Origin of the sequence: Nocardioides dokdonensis FR1436, assembly GCF_001653335.1 — a bacterium.
GTDB lineage: Bacteria > Actinomycetota > Actinomycetes > Propionibacteriales > Nocardioidaceae > Nocardioides > Nocardioides dokdonensis.
The window spans coordinates 1,544,081-1,570,748 of record NZ_CP015079.1; the positions used below are offsets into that span (position 1 = coordinate 1,544,081).

Below are 26,668 nucleotides of genomic sequence, written 5' to 3' on the forward strand. Positions count from 1 at the left end.
CCGGGTCAGCAGACCACGGCGCCGGCGTGCGGCGGCAGGGTGAGGACCCCGTCCGTGAGCTCCGCGCCCGACCCGGTGGCGGCCAGCACGCTCGTGGCGTCGACCTCCGGCTGCACGGTCGCCGTGCCGAGGTTGAGCACGACGCGGAGCCGCCCGCGGTGCAGCACCACCAGCCTGGCCGCCTCGTCGACGTCGCAGGTGGTCGCCGCGAACGACGGGTCGGTGAGCTCGGGCCAGGTGCGCCGCAGCCGCGTGAGGTCGCGGTAGAGCGCCAGCACGCGGGCGTGCCGACCGTGCTCGGGCTCGTCCCAGTCGAGCTTCGATCGCTGGAAGCTCGCGGGGTCCTGCGGATCCGGGACCACCGCCGGGTCCCAGCCCATCTGCTCGAACTCGGCGATCCTGCCCTCCGCGGTGGCGGTGCCCAGCTCGGGCTCGGGGTGGCTGGTGAAGAACTGGAACGGCGTCGAGGCCGCCCACTCCTCGCCCTGGAAGAGCATCGGCGTGTATGGACCGAGCAGCGTCAGCATCGCCGCGCAGCCCAGCTGGTCCTCGTCGAGGTGGCCGGGGGCGGGGTCGGAGAGCCGGTCGCCGACGGCGCGGTTGCCGACCTGGTCGTGGTTCTGGCTGCACACGACCAGGCGCCAGGTGGCGGTGTGCTCGGTGTCGATCGGCACCCCGTGGTCGCGGTCGCGGAAGGAGCTGAAGGTGCCGTCGTGGAAGAACCCGCGCTCGACCACCTTCTTCAGCGCCGTGAGCGGTTCGAAGTCGGCGTAGTAGCCGGTCGTCTCGCCGCTCAGCGCCACGTGCACCGCGTGGTGGTAGTCGTCGCTCCACTGCGCGTCGAGGCCGTGACCGCCCGCCTCGCGGGGCGTGAACATCACCGGGTCGTTGAGGTCGGACTCCGCGATCAGGGTCAGCGGCCGTCGCTGGTGGGCCGACAGGGCCGCCACCTCGACCGCCATCTCCTCGAGCAGGTGCACCTCCGAGGAGTCCGACAGTGCGTGCACGGCGTCGAGGCGCAGCCCGTCGACGTGGTAGTCGGTGAGCCACATCGCGACGTTGTCGAGGATGTAGCGGCGCACCTCGTCGGAGCCCTCGGCGTCGAGGTTGACCAGGTCGCCCCAGGTGTTGCGGCCGTCCTTGAGGTACGGCGCGAAGAGCGGCAGGTAGTTGCCCGAGGGACCGAGGTGGTTGTGCACCACGTCCTGGATCACGCCCAGGCCCTTGGCGTGGCAGCCGTCGACGAAGCGCTGGTAGGCCTCGGGGCCGCCGTACGACTCGGCGACCGCGAACCAGGCCACGCCGTCGTAGCCCCAGTTGTGGGTGCCGTTGAACGCGTTGACCGGCAGCACCTCGACCAGGTCGACCCCGAGGTCGACGAGGTGGTCGAGGCGCCCGAGCGCGGCGTCGAGGGTGCCCTCCGGGGTAAAGGTGCCGACGTGCATCTCGTAGATCACCGACCCGGCCAGCTGGCGACCGGTCCAGCCCTGGTCGGTCCAGGAGAAGGTCTCCGGGTCGTAGGTGCGCGACAGCTCGTGCACCCCTCCGGGCTGGCGGCGCGAGCGCGGGTCGGGACGCGGGTCGGGGTCGTCGTCGAGAAGGTAGCCGTAGTCGACCTCGCCGTCGGGCACGGTCGCCTCGGGGGTCCACCAGCCGTCCTCGTCGCGGCGCATCGGGACCTGCGTGCCGTCGACCAGCAGCCGGACCCGTTCGGGTCGCGGCGCCCACACGTCGAAGCGGCCACGGTCGGATCGCGTCGAGACCATCAGTCGTCCTCCTTCACCAGCAGCGCGACGGGGTACGTCGCCAGCAGGGTCGTCAGGTCGCCGTCAGTGACGTCGCCCGTGAGCGTGTCCCGCCACCGGCCCGTGGGCAGGTCGAGCCGGGTGTCCCCCCAGCCGCCGCGATCTGCGAGGCCGACCGGGAGCCGGGTGGCGACGGTGAGTGCTCCGCCACGGTCGAAGGCGACCACGTGCTCGGCCGCCTCGCCGGTCGCCGACACGGGCGCGTAGCCGGTGAACAGCTCCGGCCGGTCGCGGCGCAGCCGCAGCGCGGCCGCGGTGACGTGCAGCTTGGCGGCGCCGGGGTCGTCGACGCCGGACGGCGCCACCGGGTGGTCGTCGCTCCCGGCCAGCAGCCGGGCCCGCAGGTCGAGGTCGACGGGGCGTCGGTTGTCGGGGTCGACGAGGGACTGCTCCCACAGCTCCGAGCCCTGGTAGACGTCCGGGACGCCCGGCATCGTGAGCGCCAGCAGCTTGGTGGCCAGCGCGTTCGACCAGCCCGCGTCCACGACGTCTGCGAGCAGTCCTGTCAGCACGCTGCGGACCCCGGCGTCATCGATGACGGCGTCCACGGCCGCGTGCACCGCGGCCTCGTAGGTCTCGTCGGGCTCGGTCCAGGTGGTGTGGTCGCCGGCCTCGCGCATCGCCTTCTCGGCGTAGCCGTGCAGGCGCTCGCGCCAGGTCTCGACAGCGGCGTCGTCGGGCAGCGCCGGCCAGGCGCCGAGCACGGCCTGCCACAGCAGCGACGCGAAGCCCGGGTCGGGCAGCGGCACCAGCTCGAGCAGCTGGTCGAGGGCCCGCTCCCACCGGTGGGGGACCTCGGCCAGGGTGGTGATCCGGGCCCGCACGTCCTCGCCGCGCTTGGTGTCGTGGGTCGACAGCGTGGTCATCGCGTGCGGCCAGTCCCGCTGGCGGGCCGCCAGGTGCTCGTGCAGCCCGTCGACGCCCAGCGCGAACTCGTGCGGGTCGCCCCCGACCTCGTTGAGCGAGGTCAGGCGGGAGTAGCGGTAGAAGGCGCAGTCTTCCACGCCCTTGGCCATCACCATCCCGCTGGTCTGCTGGAAGCGTCGGCAGGCGTCGAGCGAGGGGTCGCGCAGCCACGGCTCGATGGTGTCGAGGGTGGCGGCCAGGTCGGGGCGGCGCGATCGAGCGGCGGCGAACGCCTGGTCGACGTGCTCGGAGCCCTCGGGCAGGTAGGAGCGGTACACGGGGAAGCAGGCCATCAGCTCGGCGACCGCGTCGGCCGTCCGCGAGGGCACCCGCTCCGGCACGTCGCGACGCAGATCGCGCACGATGCGCAGCACCTCGCTGTGCAGGATGCCGTCGGCCACCTCGCGCTTGAGGTCGTGGACCATCTCCGGGTAGTCGACCCGCTCACCCGCGGGCAGCCCCCGAAGTCGGGCCTCGAGAGCGTCGAGCGGTGCCTGCCCGGCAGGGTCGGTGAGGACCCGGTCGATCCAGGCCAGGGCGTCGTACCCGGTGGTGCCGTCGGTGGCCCAGCTCGTCGGCAGCGCCTCGCCCGGCTCGAGGATCTTCTCGACCAGCGTGTACGCGCCACCGGTGAGGCGGGCCAGGTCGTCGAGGTAGCCCTTGGGGTCACGCAGCCCGTCGGGGTGGTCCACGCGCAGGCCGTCGACGAGGTCCTCGGTGAACCAGCGGCGGATCTCGACGTGGGTGTCGTCGAAGACCTCGGGCTCCTCGACGCGCACCGCGGCGAGGGTGTTGACGGCGAAGAAGCGGCGGTAGTTCAGCGCGTCGTCGGCGCGGTGCCAGTCGACGAGCTCGTAGTGCTGGCGCGCGTGCACCGCCTGCGGGTCGTCGTCGACCCCGTCGGCGGTGCCGTGCGCGACCGGGAAGGCCTGGTCCCAGTAGTGCAGCTCCAGGCCCCGCTCGCCCTCGACGAGGCGAAGGTGGTCCACGCCGCCGTCGGGCAGCAGGTCGTCGTCGCCGACGACGGGGATGCGCAACCGCTGGTCCGCGGTGTCCCAGTCGATGTCGAAGGCCGCGGCGTGCTCGGCGTCGCGGCCGTCGCGCAGCACCTCCCACCACCAGGGGTCCTCGCTCGGCGTCGCGACACCGACGTGGTTGGGCACGATGTCGACGAGCACACCGAGCCCCAGTCGCCGCGCCTCGGCACGCACCGCGTCGAGGCCCTCCTCGCCGCCGCGGGACACGTCGAGGTGGTCGTGGGCCACCACGTCGTAGCCGTGGGTGCTGCCGGGCTCGGCCGCGAGCAGCGGCGACAGGTAGACCCAGTCGATGCCGAGGTCGTGGACGTACTCCAGCCGGCGCGCGACCTCGAACAGGTCGAGGTCCGCGCTGACCTGGAAGCGGTACGTCGAGACCGGCCGCCGGGGGCCGTGGTCGGGGCGCCGCTCCACCTCAGTCCTCCTCGCCGCTCGCGGTCTGCGCCTGGGCGGCGATCGAGGCGGCCACGGAGTGGTCCACCTCGGCCTCCGGTGCGGCGTACTCCTGGAGCACCAGGACGCTGCGCGAGGCCAGGGTGGTGGTGCTGCCCGCCCCGCGGCGCTCGGTGTCCTCGCCGTCGCCGGCGGTGTCGATCGCGACCCGCCAGCCCGCGGCGTACTCCTCGGGCGGCAGCGTCACCTCGACGTCGAAGTCGGCGGCATTGAAGTAGAGCAGGAAGTGGTCGTCCTCGATGACCTGGCCACGCGGGTCGCGCCCGGCGATGCCGTGACCGTTGAGGTACATCCCCAGCACCCGGTCCTCGCCCTCCCAGTCGCCGTCCTCCATCGGGCGCCCCTCGGGGTGCAGCCACACGATGTCGTTGAGCCGCTCGGCCCCCTCGGGTCCGGTGCGCACCGTGTGGCCGGTGAAGAAGCGCTTGCGGCGGAAGGTGGGGTGCTCGGCGCGCAGCCGGGAGACGGCCGCGGTGAACTCCACCAGCGGCAGGTCCAGGCGGTCCCAGTGCATCCAGGCGATCTCGGAGTCCTGGGCGTAGGTGTTGTTGTTGCCGTTCTGGGTCCGCCCCGCCTCGTCACCGTGCAGCAGCATCGGCACGCCCTGGCTGAGCAGCAGCGTGGTGATCAGGTTGCGCTGGGCGCGGGCGCGCAGCTCGAGCACCTCGGGGTCGTCGGTGGGCCCCTCCGCGCCGTGGTTCCAGGAGCGGTTGTGGCTCTCGCCGTCGTTGTTGTCCTCGCCGTTCGCGTCGTTGTGCTTCTCGTTGTAGGAGACCAGGTCGCGCAGCGTGAACCCGTCGTGGGCGGTGACGAAGTTGATGCTGGCGAACGGACGCCGGCCGGAGTCCTCGTAGAGGTCCGAGGAGCCCGAGAGCCGGCTCGCGAACTCGCCCAGCGACGGCTCGCCGCGCCAGAAGTCGCGCACCGTGTCGCGGTAGGCGCCGTTCCACTCGGTCCACTGCGGCGGGAAGCCACCCACCTGGTAGCCACCGGGCCCGACGTCCCAGGGCTCGGCGATCAGCTTGACCTGGCTGACGACCGGGTCCTGCTGGACGAGCTCGAAGAAGGTCGCGAGCCGGTCGACCTCGTAGAACTCGCGCGCCAACGCGGAGGCGAGGTCGAAGCGGAAGCCGTCGACGTGCATCTCGGTGACCCAGTAGCGCAGCGAGTCCATGATGAGCTGCAGCGAGTGCGGGTGCCGCACGTTGAGCGTGTTCCCGGTGCCGGTGTAGTCCATGTAGTAGCGCGGGTCGTCCTCGACGAGGCGGTAGTAGGCCTGGTTGTCGATGCCCTTGAAGCTCAGGGTCGGACCGAGGTGGTTGCCCTCCGCGGTGTGGTTGTAGACCACGTCGAGGATCACCTCGATGCCGGCGGCGTGCATCGCCTTGACCATCGCCTTGAACTCCTGGACCTGCTGGCCGCGGCCGGTGTCGGAGTGCGCGCTGGCGGAGTAGTCGGCGTGCGGGGCCAGGAAGGCCAGGGTGTTGTAGCCCCAGTAGTTGCGCAGGCCCTTCTCCAGCAGCGTGTTGTCCTGGACGAACTGGTGCACGGGCATCAGCTCGATCGCGGTGACGCCGATCTTCTGCAGGTGCTCGATGACGGACGGGTGCGCGACGCCGGCGTAGGTGCCGCGCAGCTCCTCGGGCACGTCGGGGTGCAGCTGGGTCAGGCCCTTGACGTGGGCCTCGTAGACGACCGTGTCGTTGTAGTCGATGCCCGGGCTGCGGTCGCCCTCCCAGTCGAAGAAGGGGTTGATCACGACCCCGAGGGTCATGTGCGCCGCGGAGTCGTCGTCGTTGCGGGAGTCCTCGTCGCCGAAGGTGTAGGCGAAGAGGCTGGGGTCCCAGTCGATCTCGCGCCAGGTGGCCTTGGCGTAGGGGTCGAGCAGCAGCTTGCTGGGGTTGCAGCGCAGGCCCTGGTCGGGGTCCCACGGCCCGTGCACCCGGTAGCCGTAGCGCTGGCCGGGCTGGATGGTCGGCAGGTAGCAGTGCCACACGTGCGCGTCGACCTCCTGCAGCTCCACGCACGTCTCGACCAGCGGGGCGTCGAGGCTCTCCGGGTCGTCGTCGAAGAGGCAGAGCACCACCTTGTCGGCGACCTCGCTGAAGAGCGCGAAGTTGGTGCCGCTCCCGTCGAACGTCGCTCCGAGCGGGTAGGCGGTGCCGGGCCAGGTCTCCATGTGCTGCTGCTCCCTCGTGTGGTGCGCGTCGTCGGCGTGCGGGTTGGAACGATCAAAGCACGGTCGTGCGGTGCGTCTGTCCACCCTCAGGGGGGCCTACCCGGGCTCACCCCTCCCCATGCGACCTACTCGCCGGTAGCATGGGGGCCATGAAGCGGAGCATCTACGACGAGGACCATGAATCCTTCCGCGCATCGGTGCGCGCCTTCCTCGAGCGGTCGGTGATCCCGGACGTCGAGCAGCACGCTGCCGACAAGGCGCTGCCGCGCGAGTTCTGGCTGGAGGCCGGCAAGCAGGGCTTCCTGGGGCTGGAGATCCCCGAGGAGTACGGCGGCGCCGGCGCCGGCGACTACCGGTTCAACGCCGTGGCCGCCGAGGAGTTCTCCAAGGTCAACGCCGCGCTGGGGTCGTGCTGGGGCATCCACGCCGACATCACCGCGCCGTACCTCGTCGAGCTCGGCACCGAGGAGCAGAAGCAGCGCTGGCTGCCCGGCGTCGCCGCCGGCGAGATCCTGCTCGCCATCGGCATGACCGAGCCCTCCGGCGGGTCCGACCTCGCCGCGCTGAAGACCACCGCGGTGCGCGACGGCGACCAGTGGGTGATCAACGGCTCGAAGACCTTCATCACCAACGGCTACTCCGCCGACCTGGTCCTCACCGCGGTCCGCACCGACCCGGAGAAGGGTGCGCGTGGCATCACGCTCTTCGCGATCCCCGCCGACGCGCCCGGCTTCAGCCGCGGCCGCAAGCTCGACAAGGTCGGCCAGGACGAGTCCGACACCGCCGAGCTCTTCTTCGAGAACGTGCGCCTCGGCGACGACCACGTGGTCGGCGAGCTCGGTGGCGGCTTCATCGCGATGATGCAGAAGCTGCCCCAGGAACGACTGGGCTGCGCGATCTCCAACGTGCACCACGCCAAGCAGATCCTCATCGAGACGCTGCAGTACACCAAGGACCGCAAGGCGTTCGGCCAGTCGATCGGGCAGTTCCAGCACAACAAGTTCCTGCTGGCCGAGATGTTCACCTCGATCGAGGTGACCGAGGCGTTCGTCGACCAGTGCGTCCTCGCCCACGACCAGGGTGAGCTCACCCCCGTCGACGCCGCCAAGGCCAAGTGGTGGAGCAGCCAGGTGCAGAACGACGTGCTCGACCACTGCGTGCAGCTCCACGGCGGCTACGGCTTCATGAACGAGTACCGCGTCGCGCGTGCCTGGCGCGACGCCCGGGTCTCGAAGATCTGGGCCGGCTCGAACGAGATCATGAAGGAGCTCATCGGGCGCGACCTGGGTTTGTGAGCCGGTCTGTGAGCTGGGCCTCTGAGCCCAGCCTCACCTTCGTTGCAGGGGGTCGTGGGGCCGTCGATGATGGCCCCATGACCCCCGAGCTGCGTCCCGATCTCGACCTCGAGCCGATCGAGGTGGGCCAGCACGGCGACGAGCCGCACGCCAGCGGCATCAACGCCCGGCTCAACTGGTTGCGCGCCGCGGTGCTGGGCGCCAACGACGGGATCGTCTCGACCGCGGGCGTCGTCGTCGGTGTCGCGGGTGCCACCACCGACCGCAACGCCATCCTGATCGCCGGGGTGGCCGCCGTGGTGGCCGGGGCGCTGAGCATGGGCGCCGGCGAGTACGTCTCGGTCAGCACCCAGAGCGACTCCGAGCAGGCGCTGCTCGACAAGGAGCGCCGCGAGCTCGAGGAGCAGCCCGAGGAGGAGCTCGCCGAGCTCGCCGCGATCTACGTCGGCAAGGGTCTCGACGAGGACCTCGCCCTCCAGGTCGCGCAGCAGCTCACCGAGCACGACGCGCTCGGCGCGCACGCCGAGGCCGAGCTCGGCATCGACCCCGACGACCTGACCAGCCCGTGGCACGCGGCCTGGGCCTCGATGCTCTCCTTCACGCTCGGTGCGCTGCTCCCGCTGCTGACGATCCTGCTGGTGGTCGCCGACCTGCGCGTCGGCGTCACGATGGGCGCGGTCGCCCTCGCCCTGGCCCTCACCGGCTACGCCAGCGCCAAGCTCGGCTACGGCCCCCCCGGTCGCGCCGTGCTGCGCAACGTCGGCGGGGGCCTGTTCGCCATGGCCGTGACCTTCCTCATCGGTTCCCTGCTCGGCACCCAGATCGGCTGACCCGGCCCAGATGTCGCGCTGACCCGGCCCAGATGTCGCGCTGACCCGGCCCTGGACGACGAGCGTCGGAGTCGCTGTGCGCCGACTCGGCGGAACATTTGCGCCGAGTGGGCGCGATATCTGGGCCGGGTCGCGGGCTGGTGGGTGGCTAGGGTCGGGACGTGCGTCTGTTCGCCGCGCTGATCCCCTCGCCCGAGGCCGTCGAGCACCTCGACGGGTTCCTCGAGGTGCGCCGAGCCGCGGCGCCCTTCCGGTGGAGCGCGGCCGAGCACCTGCACGTCACGCTGGCCTTCTTCGGCGACGTCGAGGAGTGGCGTCTCGACGAGCTGCTCGAGCGGCTGCAGGGCGCCGCCGCGCGGCGTACGCCGGTCCGGGCGCGGGTGGCCGGCGGGGGCGCCTTCCCGGACCCCTCCGCGGCCCGGGTGCTGTGGGCCGGGCTGGAGGTCGAGGACCGCGGGGGGCTGGACCTGCTGGCGATCGGCTGCCGCACGGCCGGGGCGGTGAGCGGGGCACGGGTCGACGGGCAGCGGTTCCGCCCGCACCTGACGGTGGCCCGCCTGGGCCGGGCCGCCCCCGTTGACGACTGGGTGCGGCTGCTGGACGGCTACCGGGGGCCGGCGTGGACGGGCGACAGCATCGCGCTGGTCGAGTCGCACCTGGGGGAGGGGCCGCAACACCGGCCCCGCCACGAGACGCTCGCACGCGTCGGGCTCGGTCCCGGCGCGTGACGAGCGGGCGTCGACGATCTCGCCTAGGTTGACCAGCGTGAGGATCGCAGTCGTCCGCGAGACGCGTGAGGCCGAGGCACGAGTGGCCATGGTGCCCGAGCTGGTCGCGCGCCTCACCGCGCTGGGCCACGAGGTCGTCGTCGAGACCGATGCCGGTCGGGCGGCGCTGATCGAGGACACGGAGTACGCCGAGGCCGGCGCCACCGTGGTCGCCGACCCGCTGCCCGACGCCGAGCTCGTGCTCTCCGTGCAGCCGCTGGACCGGGAGAGCGCCCGGCGGCTGCCGGAGGGTGCGGTCACCGTGTCGTTCCTCCCGACCGGCCTCGAGACCGACCTGGTCCGCGACCTGCGCGACCTCGGCATCACCAGCCTGGCGATGGAGCTGGTGCCGCGGATCTCGCGCGCCCAGTCGATGGACGCGCTGTCCTCTCAGTCGCTGGTGGCCGGCTACCGCAGCGCCATCGTCTGCGCCGGCCTGCTGCGACGCTTCTTCCCCCTCAACATGACCGCGGCCGGCACGGTGCCGCCCGCGCAGATCGTGGTCCTCGGCGCCGGCGTGGCCGGCCTCCAGGCGATCGCCACGGCCAAGCGCCTCGGCGCCGTGGTCCGGGCCTACGACGTGCGGGCCGCCGCGGCCGAGGAGATCCGCTCGATGGGCGCGGTCGCGATCGAGCTCGACCTGCCGACCCTCGACGGCGCCGGCGGCTACGCCCGGGAGATGGGCGAGGAGCGGGCGCAGCTCCAGCGCGAGCTGCTGGCGCCGTACGTCGCCGCCGCCGACGGACTCATCACCACCGCCGCCGTGCCCGGCCGCACCGCCCCCGTGCTGGTGACCCGCTCGATGGTCGAGCAGATGCGCCCCGGCTCGGTCGTGGTCGACCTGGCCGCCGACTCCGGCGGCAACGTCGAGGGCGTCGTGGCCGGTGAGGTCGTGCGGATCGGGCACGCCCAGGTCTGGGGCGGTCGCAACGTGCCCGCGCAGATGCCGGGCCCGGCCTCGCGCCTCTACGCGCAGAACCTCGTCCACCTCGTCACGCTGCTCACCGACTCCTCCGACGGCGCCGACGGCGCGCCTTCGGGGGCGCTGTCGCTCGACCTCGACGACGAGATCCTGGCCGGGGCCTGCGTGACCCACGCCGGCGTGATCCGGCACGAGCCGACCCGGGTGCTCCTCGAGGGTCCGAGCGAAGGAGCTGGCGCATGAGCGAGGGCGTCGTCTGGCTGACCATCTTCGTGCTCAGCGTGTTCGTGGGCATCGAGGTGATCTCGAAGGTCTCCTCGACGCTGCACACGCCGCTGATGTCGGGTGCGAACGCGATCCACGGGATCATCCTGCTCGGCGCGGTGATCGTCACGGGCACCGCCGAGTCGACCCTCGCGATCGTCGTCGGGCTGGTCGCGATCGTGCTGGCCGCGATCAACATGGTCGGTGGCTTCGTCGTCACCGACCGGATGCTGCAGATGTTCGGGCGGCGCAAGCCCCGCCCGCGCGACGCCGAGCGGACGGAGCCTTGATGCCGACCTGGGTCCAGCTGGTCTACCTGGGGTGCGCGGTCTGCTTCATCCTCGCGCTCAAGGGGCTCTCCGGCCCGCGGACAGCCCGCCTGGGCAACCTCGTGGGCGCCGGTGCGGCCGTCGTCGCGGTGTCGGTGCCGTTCATCTACCTCGACCTCGACCACGTCCCGCTGATGCTGGCCGCGATCGCGCTCGGCTCGGTGGTGGGCCTCATCGGTGCCCAGCGGGTGCAGATGACCCAGATGCCGCAGATGGTGGCGTTGTTCAACGGTGTCGGCGGTGGCGCGGCGGCCCTCGTCGCGCTGCTCGAGCTGCAGCACATGGGTGCCGCCACCCCCGCCTTCGACCTGGTCGCGACGGCCTTCACCGTCGTGGTCGGCTCGGTGTCGTTCTCGGGCTCGGCGATCACCTTCGCCAAGCTCCAGGAGCTGATGACCTCCCGCCCGGTGCTGTTCCCGGGACTGCCGGTGGCCTTCGGCGGTGCGCTGCTGGCCGCGGTCGCCCTCTCGGTGCTGGTGGTCCTCGACGCCTCGCTCGCCCTCGGCGTCCTCCTGGGGCTGGTCGGACTGGGGCTCGGGGTGCTGCTCGTGCTGCCCGTCGGCGGGGCCGACGTACCGATCGTGATCTCGCTGCTCAACGCCTTCACCGGGCTGAGCGTGGCCGCGGGCGGCTACGTGCTCGGCAACGTCGTGCTGCTCGTCGCGGGCACGCTGGTCGGCGCGGCCGGCACCTTCCTGACCCTCTTGATGGCCGGGGCGATGGGCCGCTCGGTGGCCAACATCCTCTTCGGCGCCCTGCGCGGCGGCTCGACGCTCGGGGCCGGCGAGGCCTCCGACCGACCGGTGCGCTCCGCGGGACCTGCGGACATCGCGATCCTGCTGGCGTACGCCGAGCGGGTCATCGTCGTGCCCGGATACGGACTCGCCGTGGCCCAGGCGCAGCACACGCTGCGCGAGCTCGTCGAGGTGCTGCTCGCCCGCGGCACGAAGGTCGACTACGCCATCCACCCCGTGGCGGGTCGGATGCCCGGGCACATGAACGTGCTGCTCGCCGAGGCGCAAGTGCCCTACGAGCAGCTCGCCGAGATGGACGACATCAACGGCGACTTCAAGCAGACCGACGTGGTGCTCGTGGTCGGGGCCAACGACGTGGTGAACCCCGCCGCGCGCACGACGCCGTCGGCGCCGATCTACGGGATGCCGATCCTCGACGTCGACCAGGCGCGGCAGGTGGTGTTCCTCAAGCGATCGATGCGCCCCGGGTTCGCCGGGATCGAGAACGAGCTGCTCTTCGACCCCCGCACCACCCTGCTGTTCGGCGACGCCAAGGACACCCTGGGCAAGCTGCTGGCGGCGCTCAAGGCGGTGTGAGCCGGGTTCGTCGCCCGGAGCCGGCCGATGAGCCGACACCCGGGTGCCTCCCGTCGCGCGGGCACGGACGTCCCGTCCCCATGACGTCCGGGCGCGCTCAGCGCGCCTGCCGCAACGCCTCGGCGAACGAGATCCGGCGGTCGGTCTGCAGCAGGGTGCGCTCGTAGACACGGGCGGAGACCCGCACCAGCAGGACCGCGGCGAGCACGGTGAGCCCGACCGCCAGCGCCAGCTGCCAGCCGGGCACCGGGCCCTGGGCCAGGCGGGCCGGCATCACCATCGTGCTGACCACCGGCAGCATCGAGAAGACGGTCTGCACGCTCTCGCCGGCCATGATCGACACGAAGTAGGGCGCCATCAGCAGCACCTGCAGCGGGGCAGTGGTGCCCTGGAGGTCCTGCTGGCGCCCGGCCAGCGACCCGGCGACCGACCACAGGCTGGCCAGGGTCACGAAGCCGAGCACGAAGAAGACGACGTACCAGGCGATGGCGCCGCCGAGCACGCCCAGCGCGTCGCCCTGCCCGGTGACCAGCAGAGCGGCCACCCCGATGGCCACCAGCAGCAGGGTCTGGGCGAGGGCGAGCACGCTGGTGCCCACGACCTTGCCCCACAGCAGGGCCCGGATCGGCACGGCGGCGGCCAGGATCTCCACCACCCGGCTCTCCTTCTCCTGCGTCACGGTGGCGGCCATCGCCATGCCGAAGGTGATGGCGGTGACGAAGAAGAGCACCACGAGGACGAGCGCGGCGGCCTCGCGCAGCCCGGCGTCGTCGGGGCCGGGGTCGAGCAGCCGCTCGTCGACCTGGACGCCGCGGGCCAGCGCGTCGAGGTCGACGTCCTGCTGGTCGGCGTTGCGCCGGGTGAGCAGGTCGGTGGTGGCCGCGGTGAGTGCCTGCGCGGCGGCGCCCGCGAGGTCGTCGTCACCGACCAGCTCGTAGCCGCCCGCGGCGGTGGGCAGCAGCGCCAGGTCGACGTCGTGGTCGCGCACCGCCTGCTCGGCCTCGTCCGCCGAGGAGGATCGGGTGGCCTCGAGGGTCAGCCCGTCGTCGAGGTCGCGGGCCATCGGCGCCGCCTGCGTCACCGCGGCTGCGCCGAGCTCGTCGACGACTGCGACTTGGCGGGTCGTCTCGCGCCCGGAGACGATGCTGAGCACGACGATCAGCGCCACGAGCCCGGCGGCCAGGAAGCCGGCGCTGAGCAGGAACGTCTTGCTGCGGGCCTGGGTGCTGATCTCGCGGGCGGCGACCGCGCGCCACACGTGCCGGTTGCTGGACGACGTGCCGGACGTCGTGATGGTGGTGCTCATCGGGTGGCCTCCCGGAAGATCTCGGACAGGGACGGCCGCACGCGGGCGACCTCGAGGACCGCGCCGCGGGAGGCGAGGCTCGCGACCAGGTCGTCGGCCGGCAGCCCGGCGAGGCTCAGGGTGGCCACCGGGCCGTCGATCTCCTGCACCAGGACGCCGTCGAGCCCCTTTACCCAGCCGGCGTCGTGGCCGGCCACCTCGACGCGATAGCTCTCCGCACCCTGTGAGCGCAGCTCGTCGACCGTCCCGGCGCTCACCACGCGTCCCCCGGCGAGCACCACGAGGTCGTCGCAGATCCGCTCGACCAGGTCGAGCTGGTGGCTGGAGAAGAGGACCGGTACGTCGCCGGCCTCGCGCTGGAGCAGCTCGAGCATGGCGTCGACGGCGTGCGGGTCGAGCCCGCTGAACGGCTCGTCGAGCACCAGGGCGGTCGGGCGGTGCACCAGCGCCGCAGCGATCTGGACCCGCTGCTGGTTGCCCAGCGACAGGCTGTCGAGCAGGTCGTCGGCGCGGTCGCCGAGGTCGAAGAAACCGAGCAGCTCGAGCGCCCGGGCCCGGGCGGAGCGGGCGGACGCGCCGTGCAGGCGGGCGAAGAAGGCGAGCTGGTCGACGAGCGTCATCCGGGGGTAGAGGCCCCGCTCCTCGGGCATGTAGCCGAAGCTGCGCCGGTCCTCGACGGTCGCGGGTCGTCCCTGCCAGTGCACCTCGCCCGAGGTGGCGCCCAGCACCCCCATCAGCATCCGCATCGTCGTGGTCTTGCCGGCGCCGTTGGCGCCGACGAAGCCGGTGATGCGGCCGGGACGGACGATCAGGTCGACCCCGTCGACGGCGCGCCGCTCACTGAAGTCGCGGGTCAGTGCGTGGGCCGAGAGCATGCCCCCGAGGGTAAAGGATGGGTGAGGAAGGGTGCTTGAACCCCCTCAGTGAGCCACGCCGTACAGGCGGTCGCCGGCGTCACCGAGGCCGGGGACGATGTAGCCCTTCTCGTTGAGCCGCTCGTCCATCGCGGCGGTCACGATGGTGACCGGCACGTCGATGTTCTCGAGGTCGGCCGCGAGCCGCTCGCAGCCCTCGGGGGCGGCGAGCAGGCAGATCGCGGTGATGTGGTCGGCGCCGCGGTCGGTGAGGAAGCGGATCGCCGCGGCGAGGGTGCCGCCGGTGGCCAGCATCGGGTCGAGGACGTAGCACTGGCGCCCGGACAGGTCGTCGGGCAGCCGCTCGGCGTACGTCGACGCCTCGAGCGTCTCCTCGTTGCGCACCATGCCCAGGAAGCCGACCTCGGCGGTGGGCAGCAGGCGCATCATCCCGTCGAGCATGCCGAGCCCGGCGCGCAGGATCGGCACCACCAGGGGCTTCGGCGAGGCCAGGCGCACGCCGGTCGCGGCGGAGACGGGGGTCTGGATCTCGACGGTCGTGACGCGCACGTCGCGGGTCGCCTCGTAGGCCAGCAGCGTGACCAGCTCGTCGGTGAGCGCCCGGAACGTCGGGGAGTCGGTGCTCTCCTCCCGCAGCGTGGTGAGCTTGTGGGTGACGAGAGGGTGGTCCACGACGTGGGTGCGCATGGGCGCCACCCTAGTGCGGACCCGCCCGGGGAGGTCAGCGCGGGAACGGGGCTGGCCCCGAGCCACTGCCGTCTGCCACTCTGGGGTGGTCGCACACCCGTGCCGCAGCGTGGTTCGTTCGTACACCGGAAGGTGGCTCATGGCCGACCAGATCGACGATGTCGACTTCGCGCTCGCTGCCTACCGCACGGACGGGGAGTGGGTGGTCGCCGAGCTGACCCACGACCACCTCGAGGACGTCGACGTGCTGTCCGCGGCGCTGCGTCGCTTCCCCGGTGACACCGGCACCCTGGGTCTGGTCGCGATCGACGAGGACTTCTTCGTGATCGTCCGGGTCGCCGGGACCAGCACGAGGCTGCTGCTCTCCGACGTGACCGCCGCGGACGAGTGGGAGCTGGCCGCCTCGGTGCTGGACTTCCTGCGCCTGCCCGACCCCGAGGACGACGACGAGCCCGAGCCGGCCGGCGAGGTCGGCCTGCTCGCCGACCTCGGCGTCCCCGCCGCCACGATGGCCGAGCTCATCGACGACGAGGACCTCTACCCCGACGAGCTGCTCTCGGAGGTGGCGCGCCGGATCGGCTTCGGCGAGCTCTTCGACGACGTGGTCGGCCTCACCTCGGCGTGAGCACGGCCTCGACCTGGCTCCAGCCGATGCGGTCCGCGCTCGACGAGGCGCGCGCCGCGGTCGGCACCGGTGACGTGCCCATCGGCGCCGTCGTCGTCGACGTGGACGGCGCCGTGATCGGGCGCGGGCGCAACGTGCGTGAGGCCGAGGGCGACCCGACCGGGCACGCCGAGGTGGTGGCGCTGCGCGAGGCCGCCCGCGCCCGTGGCGAGTGGCGGCTCGAGGGCTGCACCCTCGTCGTCACCCTCGAGCCGTGCACGATGTGCGCCGGCGCCGCGGTGCTCAGCCGTGTCGAGCGCGTGGTCTTCGGCGCCTACGACGACAAGGCCGGTGCCGTGGGCAGCCTGTGGGACGTCGTGCGGGACCGCAGGCTCAACCACCGGCCCGAGGTGGTCGCCGGGGTGCTGGCCGCGGAGTCGGCCGCGCTGCTCGAGGAGTTCTTCCGTGGGCACCGCTGAGCGCGCCTCCGGGCTGCGGGTGGCGCTGAGCGTGACCTGCGTCAACGACGCGATGTTCCCCGAGACCGGCAAGGCCGTCGTGCGGCTGCTGCGCCGCCTGGGCGTCGAGGTCGACTTCCCGCAGGCCCAGACCTGCTGCGCCCAGCCGATGGTCAACACCGGCTACCTCGACGAGGCCGTGCCGGTGGTGCGCACCTACGTCGACGCCTTCGCCGGGTACGACGCGATCGTCACCCCGAGCGGGTCGTGTGCCGGGTCGGCGCGCCACCAGCACGCGCTCGTGGCAAGCCGGGCCGCGGCGAGCGGTCGGGACCCGGGCCTGGTCGGGGCCGTCGCGGCCGCGCCGCCGACGTACGAGCTCAGCGAGCTCCTCGTCGACGTGCTCGGCGTGGTCGACGTCGGCGCGTACTTCCCGCACACCGTGACCTACCACCCGACCTGCCACTCGCTGCGGATGCTCGGTGTGGGGGACCGCCCGACCCGGCTGCTGCAGGCGGTGCGCGGGCTGCGGCTGCGCGCGCTGCCGGGCGCGGAGGAGTGCTGCGGCTTCGGCGGCACGTTCGCGGTGAAGAACGCCGACACCTCGGTCGCGATGGGCGCCGACAAGGCGCGCCACGTGCGCGCGAGCGGCGCGGAGGTGCTCGTCGCCGGCGACAACAGCTGCCTGATGCACATCGGGGGAGTCCTGTCGCGGCAGCGCTCGGGGGTCCGGGTGGTGCACCTGGCCGAGATCCTGGCCAGCACGGAGGAGGGCCCGTGAGCCGCACCTTCGTCGGCATGCCTGCCTTCCCCGAGGCCGCGCGGGCGGCGCTCGGCGACACCCAGCTGCGCCACAACCTGGCGCACGCGACCGGGGTGATCCGCGCCAAGCGAGCCGGGGTGGTGGCCGAGCTCGAGCACGCCGGGATCTGGGAGGACCTGCGCCTGGCCGGGGCCGCGGTCAAGCAGCGTGCGCTGGACGACCTGGCCACCCACCTGGAGACCCTCGAACGCACCCTCACCGCGGCCGGTGCCGTCGTGCACTGGGCCCGCGACGCCGCCGAGGCGAACGCGGTCGTGGCCGAGGTCGCCCGGGCCCACGGGGCCGACGAGGTCGTCAAGGTCAAGTCGATGGCCACCCAGGAGATCGGCCTCAACGAGGCCCTCGAGGCGGAGGGCGTCGCGGCCTGGGAGACCGACCTGGCCGAGCTGATCGTGCAGCTCGGCGAGGACCTGCCCAGCCACATCCTGGTGCCGGCGATCCACCGCAACCGCGCGGAGATCCGTGAGATCTTCCTGCGTCGGATGGCCGACGTGGGCCGCCCCGCCCCGGCCGACCTCACCGACGACCCTGCCGTCCTGGCCGGCGCCGCGCGCGAGCACCTGCGCGAGAAGTTCCTGCGGGCCCGCGTGGGCGTCTCGGGCGCGAACTTCGCGGTCGCGGAGACCGGGACGCTGGTGGTGGTGGAGTCGGAGGGCAACGGCCGCATGTGCCTGACCCTGCCCGAGGTGCTCATCAGCGTGGTGGGCATCGAGAAGGTGGTGCCGACCTGGGGCGAGCTGGACCCGCTGCTGCGGCTGCTGCCGCGCTCCGCGACCGGTGAGCGGATGAACCCCTACACCTCCACCTGGTCCGGGCGCACGCCCGGCGACGGGCCGCAGGAGGTGCACGTGGTGCTCCTCGACAACGGCCGCACCCGCGCCCTGGCCGACGACACCGGCCGCCAGGCGCTGCGCTGCATCCGCTGCTCGGCCTGCCTCAACGTCTGCCCGGTCTACGAGCGCACCGGCGGGCACGCCTACGGCTCGGTCTACCCCGGCCCGATCGGGGCGATCCTCAACCCGCTGCTGCACGGGACCGGTGACGAGCAGACCGACTCGCTGCCCTACGCCTCGACGCTGTGCGGCGCCTGCTTCGAGGCCTGCCCGGTCCGCATCGACATCCCCGAGGTGCTGGTGCACCTGCGCAGCGAGGTCGTCGACGCGCACCGCGGCGACCGGCTCCCGAGCGCCGAGGCGCTGGCCATGCGAGCCGCCGGCTGGGCGTTCGCGGACGCCTCCCGGCTGGGTCGGGTGGAGAAGGCCGCCGGACTGTCGGGGCGGGTCCTCTCCCGCCTCTCGCGTACGACGCTCCCCGGCGGGCGGTCGGGCGTAGGACGTCTGCCCGGGCCGGGCGCCGCCGCCTGGACCGGTGCCCGCGACCTCCCCACCCCGCCCGCCGAGTCGTTCCGCGCCTGGTGGGCCCGCACCGACGGTGGGCGCACCGAGGGTGGCGAGGTCCAGGGGCGTGGGGCGGCCGGGGCGGTGAGCCAGCAACCGGACCCGGTCGCCGAACGGTTGCCAGCCCACCGCTCACCCGCCGCCGCAGCACCCGCCGTCGCACCCCGTGCGTCGGCCGCGCGTGAGGAGATCCTGGGCCGGGTCCGGGCCGCGCTGGCCGAGGTGGAGCCGACGCCGACCCCGGTCGAGGCGCCGCGGATGCGGCACGGCGACGCCAGCCAGGTGCTCGACCTCTTCGCCGACCGGGTCGCGGACTACCGGGCCGTGGTGGAGCGGGTCGCGGCCGCCGACCTGGCCGACCACCTGGCGGGGCTCTTCGCGCCCACCGACCGGGTCGTCGTACCGGACGGGCTGGGTGAGGACCTGCTCTCCCGGCTGGCCGCCCAGGCCCAGCTGGTGCGCGACGACGCGCTGACGGCGGCCGACCTCGACGCGGTCGACGCCGTGGTGACCACCGCGACGGTCGGGATCGCCGAGACCGGCACGATCGTGCTCGACCACGGCCCCGGCCAGGGGCGGCGCGCGCTCAGCCTGGTCCCCGACCGGCACGTGTGCGTGGTGCGCGCCGACCAGGTCGTCCCGGACGTGCCTGACGCGGTGCACCGGCTCGCGGCTGCGGTGCGCGAGGGTCGGGCGCTGACCTGGATCAGCGGACCCTCCGCGACCAGCGACATCGAGCTCGACCGGGTCGAGGGCGTGCACGGCCCGCGCCGCCTCCACGTGCTGCTGGTCGACTGAGCCGAGCCTCGACCCCCGGGCCTGATTTCCCCCGGGCCGAGCGGCTCCGGTACATTCACCGGCGGTGGCGTGTCCGAGAGGCCGAAGGTGCATCACTCGAAATGATGTGTGGGGCAACCCACCGTGGGTTCAAATCCCACCGCCACCGCCAGAGGATGTCCCCGGACATCCGCGAAGGCCCGGACCCGCAGCTGTGGGTCCGGGCCTTCGTCGTTCGCCCGGGCCGACGGGGCAGGATGGCCCCGTGAACCTCTTCGAGTTCGAGGGCAAGCGCCCCACCGTGCACCCCGAGGCCTGGGTGGCCCCCACCGCGACCCTGATCGGCGACGTGAGCGTCGAGAAGGGCGCCAGCATCTGGTACGGCGCCGTCGTGCGCGCCGACGTCTGCTCGATCGTGGTGCGCGAGGGCACCAACGTGCAGGACAACTCGGTGCTGCACGCGGCCCCCGGCGAGCACCTCGTCGTCGGGCCGAACGCCACCATCGGCCACGCCTGCGTCGTGCACTGCGCCGAGGTCGGCGAGCAGGCGCTGATCGGCAACGGCTCCACGCTCCTGGACGGCGCCCGGGTCGGCGCGGGCACGCTCGTCGCGGCCGGCTCGGTCGTCACGCCGGGCACCGTGATCCCCGCCGGCGTCGTGGCCGCCGGTGTCCCCTGCAAGGTCGTCAAGCCGATCGAGGGCACCAGCTCGCAGCAGTGGGTGGAGCACAACGCCGCCGGCTACCAGGAGCTCGCCCGCCACCACGCCGCCTCCGCCCACCGCATCGACGGCTGAGCCCGGTGCCGACCGGTCCTGGCGCCGGCGAGGCCGTGCGGGTCGAGGTCGCCGGCCCGGTCACCACCGTCGTGCTGCACCGACCACACGCCCGCAACGCCGTCGACGGTCCCACCGCGACGGCGCTGGTCGAGGCGTTCGGGGCGTTCGAGGCCGATGACACCCAGCGCGTCGCCGTGCTGTGGGGCGACGGCGGCACCTTCTGCTCCGGCGCCGACCTCAAGGTGGTCGGCACCGACCGGGGCAACCAGGTCACCGACGACGGCGACGGACCGATGGGTCCCACCCGGATGCGGCTGACCAAGCCGGTCGTCGCCGCGATCGAGGGGTACGCCGTCGCCGGCGGCCTCGAGCTCGCCGTCTGGGCCGACCTGCGCGTCGCCGCCGCCGACGCCGTCCTCGGGGTGCCCTGCCGACGCTGGGGCGTGCCCCTCATCGACGGCGGCACGGTGCGCCTACCCCGGCTCATCGGCACCAGCAGGGCGCTCGACCTGGTGCTCACCGGCCGCGAGGTCGGCGCCGAGGAGGCCGAACGGATCGGGCTGGTCAACCGGCTGGTCGCGCCCGGCACCGCCCGCGCCGAGGCGGAGCAGCTGGCCCACCAGCTGGCCGCGCTGCCACAGGCGTGCCTGCGCGGCGACCGGCTCTCGGTGCTCGAGCAGGAGGGCCTCGACGAGGACGCTGCCCTGGCGAACGAGCTGCGCCACGGCCGGGCCTCCCTGGCCGCCGGTGCGCTCGCCGGTGCCGCCCGCTTCGCCGCCGGCGCAGGCCGGCACGGCACCCCCACCTAGGCACGAGCCGTCGGTCAGGGGCCGGCCGGGGCGTGCGCACCCAGGCAGACGGCGACCAGGGTGCCAGGCAGGAGGCCCTCGTGGGCGGCCCAACCGCGAGCGAAGCTGACCATCCGCAGCTTCCCGCGGGGGGTGCGCAGCAGTGCCGCCGAGGGCAGCGACCCGTCGAGGAACCCGACGGTCGAGCAGCGGTTGTCGTCCATCAACCGGTCTAGATGTGCTGCCGGGTCGAGCCGGTCCGACGTGGTGCCCGGCGCGGCCTGGACGTGCATCCCGACCGCGACGCTCAGCGTCGCGGTCACCAGCGCGACCCGCAGGACCCGCGCTGCGCGCAGCACACCGCGGGGAGCCACGGGCGGCGTGAGGGGCGATCGGTCGGTCACGGACCCTCAACGAGGCGGCGGTCGGCCGGGTCACGGGAGACGTCGCGGCATGCCGTCGACACCGCACCCGCCGCCGGTCGCTCCCGCACCCCGCACGACGTACGCCGAGGTGCAGGATCGACCGCTCGGTGGTGCACAGGTGACCGCTCGGTGGTGCAGAAGTGACCGCTCGGCGTCGGGGGTGGTGGGGGCGTGGGTGAGGATGGGGGCATGAGCTGGTTCACCTCTCCCGCCGACGCCGCCGACCGCCTCGGCGCGACCGGCTACCTCACCGACGCAGCCACCGCGACGACGACGTTCCTCGCGGGGGCGCTGGAGAAGCCGCTGCTCATCGAGGGGCCGGCGGGGGTCGGGAAGACCGAGCTGGCCAAGGCCGTCGCGCGCTCGTGCGGCGCCGACCTGGTGCGGCTGCAGTGCTACGAGGGGCTCGACGAGGCGCGCGCGCTCTACGAGTGGAACTACAAGAAGCAGCTGCTGCGCATCCAGGCCAACCAGGGCAGCGACGCCACCTGGGACGAGACCCACGACGACATCTTCACCGACGAGTTCCTGCTGACCCGGCCGCTGCTGACCGCGATCCGCCGCGAGGAGCCGACCGTGCTGCTCATCGACGAGGTCGACAAGACCGACGTCGAGGTCGAGGGCCTGCTGCTGGAGGTGCTCTCCGACTTCCAGGTCACGATCCCCGAGATGGGCACCGTCACCGCCGTGCGCCGCCCCTTCGTGGTGCTGACCTCCAACGCCACCCGGGAGCTGTCCGAGGCGGTCAAGCGCCGCTGCCTCTACCTGCACCTGGACTACCCCGACTCCGAGCGCGAGCGCGAGATCGTGCTCTCCCAGGTGCCCGGGCTCCAGGAGGCCGTGGCCGCGCAGCTGGTGGACATGGTCGCGCGGCTGCGTGAGCTGGAGCTGAAGAAGGCGCCCTCGATCGCGGAGTCGATCGACTGGGCGCGCACCCTCATCGCCCTGGAGATCGACGACCTCGACGACGACGCCGTCAACGCCACCCTCGGCGTGGTCCTCAAGCACGTCTCCGACCAGGAGCGCGCCGTCAAGGAGCTGCGGCTGACCCGCCCGGTCCGCACAGCAGGCGCGGCTCGCTGAGTGCGATGAGCACCCCCGCCCGCTCCGGACTCCTCGACCGGCACATCGCCTTCCTCGAGGCGCTGCGCGCGGCCGGGCTCCCGGTCTCCCTGGCTGAGGACCTCGACGCGGTCGCGGTGCTCACCGCACTGCCGTGGGACGACCGCGACGTGGTGCGCGAGGGGTACGCCGCCGCGGTGGTGAAGAAGCACGCCCAGCGGCCCACCTTCGACGCGCTGTTCGACCTCTACTTCCCGCGCCTCGTCGGCGACGGCGCCACCCACCTGGCCGGCGCGCCCGACGACGCCGACGACGGCGCGACGAGGGACGGCGACGCGGAGGCCCGGGACGCTCCCCCCGGGACGGTCCGCGACAACGCCGCGGCGCTCGCGGACGTGCGCGAACGGATCGCCGAGGCCCTGGCCGCCGGCGACGAGCAGGCGCTGGCCCGGCTGGCCGCCGAGGTCGTGGGCCGCTTCGGCGCGATGCCCGGGCGCGGGCCCGGGCTGTCGTCGTGGTCGGCCTACACCGCCTTGCAGCGCGTCGCGCCCGGTGAGCTGGTCGACCGGATCGTGGCCGGTCTGCTCGCCGAGGGCCGCGGCCAGGAGGAGGCCGAGCGGGGTGCGGCCCAGCGCATCGGCGGCTTCACCCGCAGCGTCGAGGCCGACGCCCGGCGCCGCATCGGGGAGGAGAAGGGCGCCGACCACGTGGCCCAGGTCGCGTTGCGCCCCAGCATCGACCGCCTCGACTTCCTGCAGATGCGGCGCACCGACCTCGAGCAGATGCGGCGCGAGATCTACCCGCTGGCGCGGCGGCTCGCGACCCGGCTGACCCAGGAGCACCACGCGCAGCGGCGCGGTCCCCTGGACTTCCGGCGTACCGTGCGCGCCTCGGTCTCGACCGGAGGGGTGCCGCTGACCACCCACCACAAGCCCAAGCGCCCGCACCGCAGCGAGCTCGTGGTGCTCTGCGACGTCTCGGGCAGCGTCGCGAACTTCGCCCAGTTCACGCTGCTGCTGGTCTTCGCGCTGCGCGAGCAGTTCACCAAGGTGCGCGCCTTCACCTTCATCGACCACGTCCACGAGGTCACCCACCACTTCCAGCCCGGCGCCGACGTCGTCGACGTGATGGCCGACCTCGCGGCCAGCGCCTCGCACGCGGCGCTGTGGGGACGCACCAACTACGGGCGCGCCATCGAGAAGTTCGCCGAGCGGCACGCCGACGCCATCGGCCCGCGCACGTCCCTGCTCGTGCTCGGCGACGCCCGGTCGAACTACTCCGACCTGGGTCTGGAGACCCTGCGCGACCTGGCCGACCAGTGCCGGCACGCCTGGTGGCTCAACCCCGAGCACCGACGCCACTGGGACACCGGCGACTCGGCTGCCACCCGGTACGGCGAGGTGGTCCCGATGGTGGAGTGCCGCAACCTCAACCAGCTCTCGGAGCTGGTGCACGACCTGCTCTGAGCGAAGGCGTGGGGGTGAACCCGTAGGCGTTCGGGTGGTGCAACACCCCCACGCCTACGGATTCCCCGGGTACCCGGGGAATCCGCGACCGACGGGCTCAGCCGCCGAGGTAGCCCAGGGCGGTGAGGCGGGCCAGCTCGGCCACCAGGGCGGGGTGGGTGGAGGCGTCGGCGGCCCGGCCGCCGGCGACGTACACCTCGCCGCGGCGTCCGTGCCGCGGCGCGGGCTCGCCGGCGGCGAGGGCCCCCTCGGGCGTGGGGAGGTCGGGATCCTGGCCGTCGGGGTCCTGGCCGTCGAAGACGACGGTGAGCCGGTTGTCGGCGCCGGCGTTGATGAGCGAGCCGAGCAGGGCGACCGGGTCGTAGCGGTCCTCGAGGCTCAGCACCCGGGTACCGGCCGGGATCCGGGGCACCTGTGCGGCGGGGGCACCCGCGGTGACGACCTGCTCGATCACGAACGCCTCCGAGGTCACGGTGGCCGCGACCTCGGCCGCCGTGGCGCCGCCGTGGGCGCCGCCGACGAGCATCACGCGGGCGCCGGGGGTGTCCTGGACCGCCTGCTCGACCGAGCGCACCACCACGTCGGCGTACGCCGCGCGGTCGCCGCTGACCAGGCGCAGCCGGCCGGGGCGCCCGGTGTCGGGGCCGGCCAGGTAGGCGATGAAGCGACCGCCCCCGACCGCCCGCACCTCGACGCTGGAGCGGGTGTGCTGGAGCGTGACCAGCAGCTCCTCGAGGCTGCCGGGAGCCCGCTCGCCGGCCGCCTCGACGTGGCCGGGGCCCGATCCGGCGGTCGAGCCGGCGGTCGAGCCGGACGCCGGGGCGTCCACGGGGTCGAGCAGGCCACCGGCGATGTCGCGGGCGGCGGCCCCGACGTCGATGCCCAGGTCGTCGATGCCGACCGCGCGCAGGCCGCCCGCGGCGGCGAGCCGCGCGTCGTCGCGGGCCAGGGCGCCGACGGTGAGCAGGGAGCGCATCTGGAGACCGTCGAGCAGCCCGCCCCCACCGCTGCTGACGTGCTCCATCAGCTCGGGGTTGTTCTCGGCGAGCTCACCCAGGTAGGTCGCGAACCCGTCGCGGTCCAGCGCGTCGGTCTCGATCAGTCCCGCCGAGACGATCGCCCCACCCAGCGCCACCTCCGGTGCCAGGTAGCCGATCGCCCGCCCGGCGATCGAGCCGAGCGTCTCGTACGCCGCGGACTGCAGCTCGTCGATCCAGCGGTAGGTCAGCACCGTCGCCCGGACCACGAGCGCGTCGGCGTCCAGCTCGACCGAGCGGCCCAGCAGGCCGTGCCGGCCGGTGGTCGCGGCGCGGATCTCGGTCTCGGCCTCGGACCAGGTGCTGGGCGACAGCGGCGCGGAGCCGGTGACCTCGGGGTCGGCCAGCACCTCGACGCCCAGCCGGGAGCGCCCACGCAGGTCCGCGCCCGCGGTGTCGAACAGGTCCGCCAGGCGCAGCATCCGGTCGTACTTCTCGTCGAGGTCGGCGCGCTCCACGGCGCTCGGGTGCTCGCTCACTCAGCTCACCTCGGCCAGCACCGGTGCCAGGTCCGCGGCCAGGCCGGCGGGCTCGACCCGCACCACCTCGACGCGGTGCGCCCCGGCGAGCGTGTGCGGGCGCAGGGCGTGCCACCCGTCGTCGAGCAGCACCCACGACACGACGCCGGCCACGGTGGTCTCGGCGCCGGAGACGTCCGCGACGAGGGCTCGCAGGCGCCCGCGGGTCTCGCCCACCAGGGCCGCCAGCGCGCCGGTCGCCGCGACCTCGTCGAGGGGGGCGTCCCGCTCGTCGAGCAGCGCACCGGGCTGCTGGGCGACCAGCACCGGCAGCAGGTCGGCGCGGTCGCTGCGCAGCGCCTCCCCGACGGCGTCGAGCAGCTCGTAGGGCACGTCGAGGCGCGCCGGCACGGCGCTGTCGCCGACCGCCAGGTCCTCGGGCAGCACCGCGACCCGGCCCAGCTCCAGCGGCCACTGCGCCACGCCGAACCACGCCAGCTCGAAGACCAGCCCGTCGACCGTCGCCAGTGTGGCGACCGCGTCACCCGCCTGCCGGTGCCAGGCCCGGGCCCGCAGCCCGCCGACGGCCACGTCCAGGTCGAGGGCCACCTCGGGGGTGGCGAGCAGCCCCACCGCCCCCACGAGACCGTCGTCGACCTGGTCGCCCAGGAGGAGCCCCCGTCGGGCCAGGCTCTCGTCGGCATCGTGCAGCGACGCCAGCGCTGCGGCGTACGCCGCGCTGCTCGGGTCGGCGCCGGCGTCCGAGCCGCCCCCGAGCCGGTCCGCCAGCCCGCCGGCCTCCGACGCGCCGGCCTCGCTGCCGTCGGGTGCGTCGACGCCGGCAGCACCGGCCAGGTCGAAGGGCAGGGGTGCGCCGCCGGCGGCGGCCGCGACCCGCTGCAGCTCGCGGAGCGTGAGGGTGACCCGGCGCGGGAGCGCCTCGAGCAGGGTCGGGGCCGCGGGCGGTGGGGTGCTCAGGTCGATGGTGGGCACGAGGTCCTCCCGTCGGTGGGGGTGGGGGGAGTGGTGGGGGCGGGGGTCACGGGCCGCTCACAGCCCCGGCAGCTCGAGGTCGAGCCAGTCTGGGTGACCCGGTGGCGGCAGCTCGGTCGCGAGGAGGCGCAGGTCGTCCGGGTCGGGCTCACGCACGATCCCGACGGCCCGGTCGGCCTCGGCGTGGGCGCGCACGGCGGCGACCCGGGCCTCGGCCTCGGCGCGCACCGACGTCGCTCGCCGCTCGCGCTCGGCGATCGCCTCACGCAGCCGGTCCACCTCGTGCAGGTGCCGCTCGAGCGCCTGCGCGGCACCGTCGTGGTGGGTCGCGGCCTGGCGCAGGTGCCCGGCGCGCTCACGCACCCGCTCCCGCATCGACTCGGCGGCGCGCCCGCTCCAGCCGACGGACTCGGCCTGGGCGACCAGCCGGTCCGCGAGGGCCCGGACGTCGGCGCCCTGCTCGCGCAGCTGATCCACGCGCCTGCGCATCACGTCGGTGTCGCCGTACACGTCGCACCTGCCTCCTCCGCCCGGACGGTTCCCCTGCTCTTCTCGGCCAAACGCCGGACCAGACCGGCGGACACCCGGCATCCTTCCACCAGCTCCCGACGTGGGC

At 73.6% G+C, this 26,668-nt stretch carries 24 protein-coding genes and 1 tRNA gene; 15 read left to right on the forward strand and 10 right to left on the reverse strand.

Going from position 1 to position 26,668, the window contains the following annotated elements; genetic code table 11:
* Positions 1-5 precede the first annotated feature (5 nt).
* From treZ to glgX, 3 genes are read right to left on the reverse strand one after another with little or no spacing between them, the layout of a single operon-like run.
* Entirely contained in the window at positions 6-1,766 is a 1,761-nt protein-coding gene (treZ, locus tag I601_RS07325; protein ID WP_068107826.1) for a malto-oligosyltrehalose trehalohydrolase, read from the reverse strand.
* A complete protein-coding gene (gene treY / locus I601_RS07330) occupies positions 1,766-4,162 on the reverse strand; it encodes a malto-oligosyltrehalose synthase (protein ID WP_068107828.1) in 2,397 nt (798 codons plus the stop codon). Before treY ends, treZ begins: the two co-directional genes overlap by 1 nt.
* A 1-nt stretch (position 4,163) precedes the next feature.
* Positions 4,164-6,380, reverse strand: coding sequence for a glycogen debranching protein GlgX (glgX, locus tag I601_RS07335; protein WP_068107830.1), 2,217 nt, complete (start codon positions 6,378-6,380; stop codon positions 4,164-4,166).
* A gap of 149 nt (positions 6,381-6,529) precedes the next feature.
* Here glgX and I601_RS07340 point away from each other — a divergent pair, with 149 nt between their 5' ends.
* From I601_RS07340 to I601_RS07365, 6 genes are all read left to right on the forward strand, one after another.
* Positions 6,530-7,675 (forward strand): acyl-CoA dehydrogenase family protein, encoded by a 1,146-nt coding sequence (locus I601_RS07340; RefSeq protein ID WP_068107833.1) that lies wholly within the window; start codon positions 6,530-6,532, stop codon positions 7,673-7,675.
* 77 nt (positions 7,676-7,752) lie between these two features.
* On the forward strand, positions 7,753-8,505 hold the full coding sequence (locus I601_RS07345; protein ID WP_084527299.1) for a VIT1/CCC1 transporter family protein: 753 nt from the start codon (positions 7,753-7,755) through the stop codon (positions 8,503-8,505).
* A 161-nt stretch (positions 8,506-8,666) separates the two neighbouring features.
* A complete protein-coding gene (gene thpR, locus I601_RS07350) occupies positions 8,667-9,233 on the forward strand; it encodes an RNA 2',3'-cyclic phosphodiesterase (protein WP_068107835.1) in 567 nt (188 codons plus the stop codon).
* Between the two features lie 37 nt (positions 9,234-9,270).
* Positions 9,271-10,437, forward strand: a complete 1,167-nt coding sequence (locus tag I601_RS07355; protein ID WP_068107837.1) for an NAD(P) transhydrogenase subunit alpha — start codon at positions 9,271-9,273, stop codon at positions 10,435-10,437.
* Complete coding sequence (locus tag I601_RS07360) at positions 10,434-10,748, forward strand: NAD(P) transhydrogenase subunit alpha part 2 (RefSeq protein WP_068107839.1); 315 nt, start codon at positions 10,434-10,436, stop codon at positions 10,746-10,748. The genes I601_RS07355 and I601_RS07360 overlap by 4 nt, the downstream gene beginning before the upstream one ends.
* Entirely contained in the window at positions 10,748-12,118 is a 1,371-nt protein-coding gene (locus I601_RS07365) for an NAD(P)(+) transhydrogenase (Re/Si-specific) subunit beta (protein ID WP_068107841.1), read from the forward strand. The genes I601_RS07360 and I601_RS07365 overlap by 1 nt, the downstream gene beginning before the upstream one ends.
* Positions 12,119-12,215: 97 nt before the next feature.
* Here the strand turns inward: I601_RS07365 and I601_RS07370 are convergent, their stop codons facing one another.
* The 3 genes from I601_RS07370 to upp are packed head-to-tail and all read right to left on the reverse strand — an operon-like array spanning position 12,216 to position 14,986.
* On the reverse strand, positions 12,216-13,424 hold the full coding sequence (locus tag I601_RS07370; protein WP_068107843.1) for an ABC transporter permease: 1,209 nt from the start codon (positions 13,422-13,424) through the stop codon (positions 12,216-12,218).
* Entirely contained in the window at positions 13,421-14,299 is an 879-nt protein-coding gene (locus I601_RS07375) for an ABC transporter ATP-binding protein (protein ID WP_068107844.1), read from the reverse strand. The genes I601_RS07370 and I601_RS07375 overlap by 4 nt, the downstream gene beginning before the upstream one ends.
* A gap of 45 nt (positions 14,300-14,344) precedes the next feature.
* Positions 14,345-14,986, reverse strand: coding sequence for a uracil phosphoribosyltransferase (upp, locus tag I601_RS07380; RefSeq protein ID WP_068107846.1), 642 nt, complete (start codon positions 14,984-14,986; stop codon positions 14,345-14,347).
* Positions 14,987-15,125: 139 nt separating this feature from the next.
* On the opposite strand from upp, the gene I601_RS07385 reads away from it, so the two are divergent.
* The 7 genes from I601_RS07385 (at position 15,126) to I601_RS07415 (ending at position 20,632) form a co-directional block, all read left to right on the forward strand.
* A complete protein-coding gene (locus tag I601_RS07385) occupies positions 15,126-15,611 on the forward strand; it encodes a tRNA adenosine deaminase-associated protein (protein ID WP_068107847.1) in 486 nt (161 codons plus the stop codon).
* A gap of 26 nt (positions 15,612-15,637) precedes the next feature.
* The gene (locus I601_RS07390; protein ID WP_068114530.1) at positions 15,638-16,069 is read left to right on the forward strand and encodes a nucleoside deaminase; all 432 of its coding nucleotides are present in this window, start codon (positions 15,638-15,640) and stop codon (positions 16,067-16,069) included.
* Positions 16,056-16,829, forward strand: a complete 774-nt coding sequence (locus tag I601_RS07395; protein ID WP_257734974.1) for a (Fe-S)-binding protein — start codon at positions 16,056-16,058, stop codon at positions 16,827-16,829. The genes I601_RS07390 and I601_RS07395 overlap by 14 nt, the downstream gene beginning before the upstream one ends.
* Positions 16,826-19,066 carry an LUD domain-containing protein gene (locus I601_RS21670; protein ID WP_084527301.1) on the forward strand — a complete coding sequence of 747 codons (2,241 nt, stop codon included), beginning with the start codon at positions 16,826-16,828 and terminating at the stop codon, positions 19,064-19,066. Before I601_RS07395 ends, I601_RS21670 begins: the two co-directional genes overlap by 4 nt.
* 63 nt (positions 19,067-19,129) lie before the next feature.
* Positions 19,130-19,217, forward strand: a tRNA-Ser gene (locus tag I601_RS07405).
* Positions 19,218-19,310: 93 nt separating this feature from the next.
* Positions 19,311-19,841, forward strand: a complete 531-nt coding sequence (locus tag I601_RS07410; RefSeq protein ID WP_068107849.1) for a gamma carbonic anhydrase family protein — start codon at positions 19,311-19,313, stop codon at positions 19,839-19,841.
* Positions 19,842-19,846: 5 nt separating this feature from the next.
* Positions 19,847-20,632 carry a crotonase/enoyl-CoA hydratase family protein gene (locus I601_RS07415; protein ID WP_218917771.1) on the forward strand — a complete coding sequence of 262 codons (786 nt, stop codon included), beginning with the start codon at positions 19,847-19,849 and terminating at the stop codon, positions 20,630-20,632.
* A 14-nt stretch (positions 20,633-20,646) separates the two neighbouring features.
* Here I601_RS07415 and I601_RS07420 read toward each other — a convergent pair whose 3' ends face one another.
* Positions 20,647-21,015, reverse strand: coding sequence for a hypothetical protein (locus tag I601_RS07420; protein WP_068107850.1), 369 nt, complete (start codon positions 21,013-21,015; stop codon positions 20,647-20,649).
* Between the two features lie 210 nt (positions 21,016-21,225).
* On the opposite strand from I601_RS07420, the gene I601_RS07425 reads away from it, so the two are divergent.
* Both I601_RS07425 and I601_RS07430 read left to right on the forward strand, forming a co-directional pair.
* On the forward strand, positions 21,226-22,119 hold the full coding sequence (locus I601_RS07425; RefSeq protein WP_068107852.1) for an AAA family ATPase: 894 nt from the start codon (positions 21,226-21,228) through the stop codon (positions 22,117-22,119).
* A 5-nt stretch (positions 22,120-22,124) separates the two neighbouring features.
* Complete coding sequence (locus I601_RS07430; RefSeq protein ID WP_068107854.1) at positions 22,125-23,564, forward strand: vWA domain-containing protein; 1,440 nt, start codon at positions 22,125-22,127, stop codon at positions 23,562-23,564.
* A 97-nt stretch (positions 23,565-23,661) separates the two neighbouring features.
* Here I601_RS07430 and I601_RS07435 read toward each other — a convergent pair whose 3' ends face one another.
* Genes I601_RS07435 through I601_RS07445 form a run of 3 tightly spaced genes read right to left on the reverse strand, consistent with a single transcriptional unit; the run spans position 23,662 to position 26,562 of the window.
* Positions 23,662-25,080, reverse strand: a complete 1,419-nt coding sequence (locus I601_RS07435; protein ID WP_068107856.1) for a hypothetical protein — start codon at positions 25,078-25,080, stop codon at positions 23,662-23,664.
* Entirely contained in the window at positions 25,081-26,052 is a 972-nt protein-coding gene (locus I601_RS07440) for a hypothetical protein (RefSeq protein ID WP_068107858.1), read from the reverse strand.
* 57 nt (positions 26,053-26,109) lie between these two features.
* On the reverse strand, positions 26,110-26,562 hold the full coding sequence (locus tag I601_RS07445; RefSeq protein WP_068107861.1) for a hypothetical protein: 453 nt from the start codon (positions 26,560-26,562) through the stop codon (positions 26,110-26,112).
* Between the last annotated feature and the right edge of the window lie 106 nt (positions 26,563-26,668).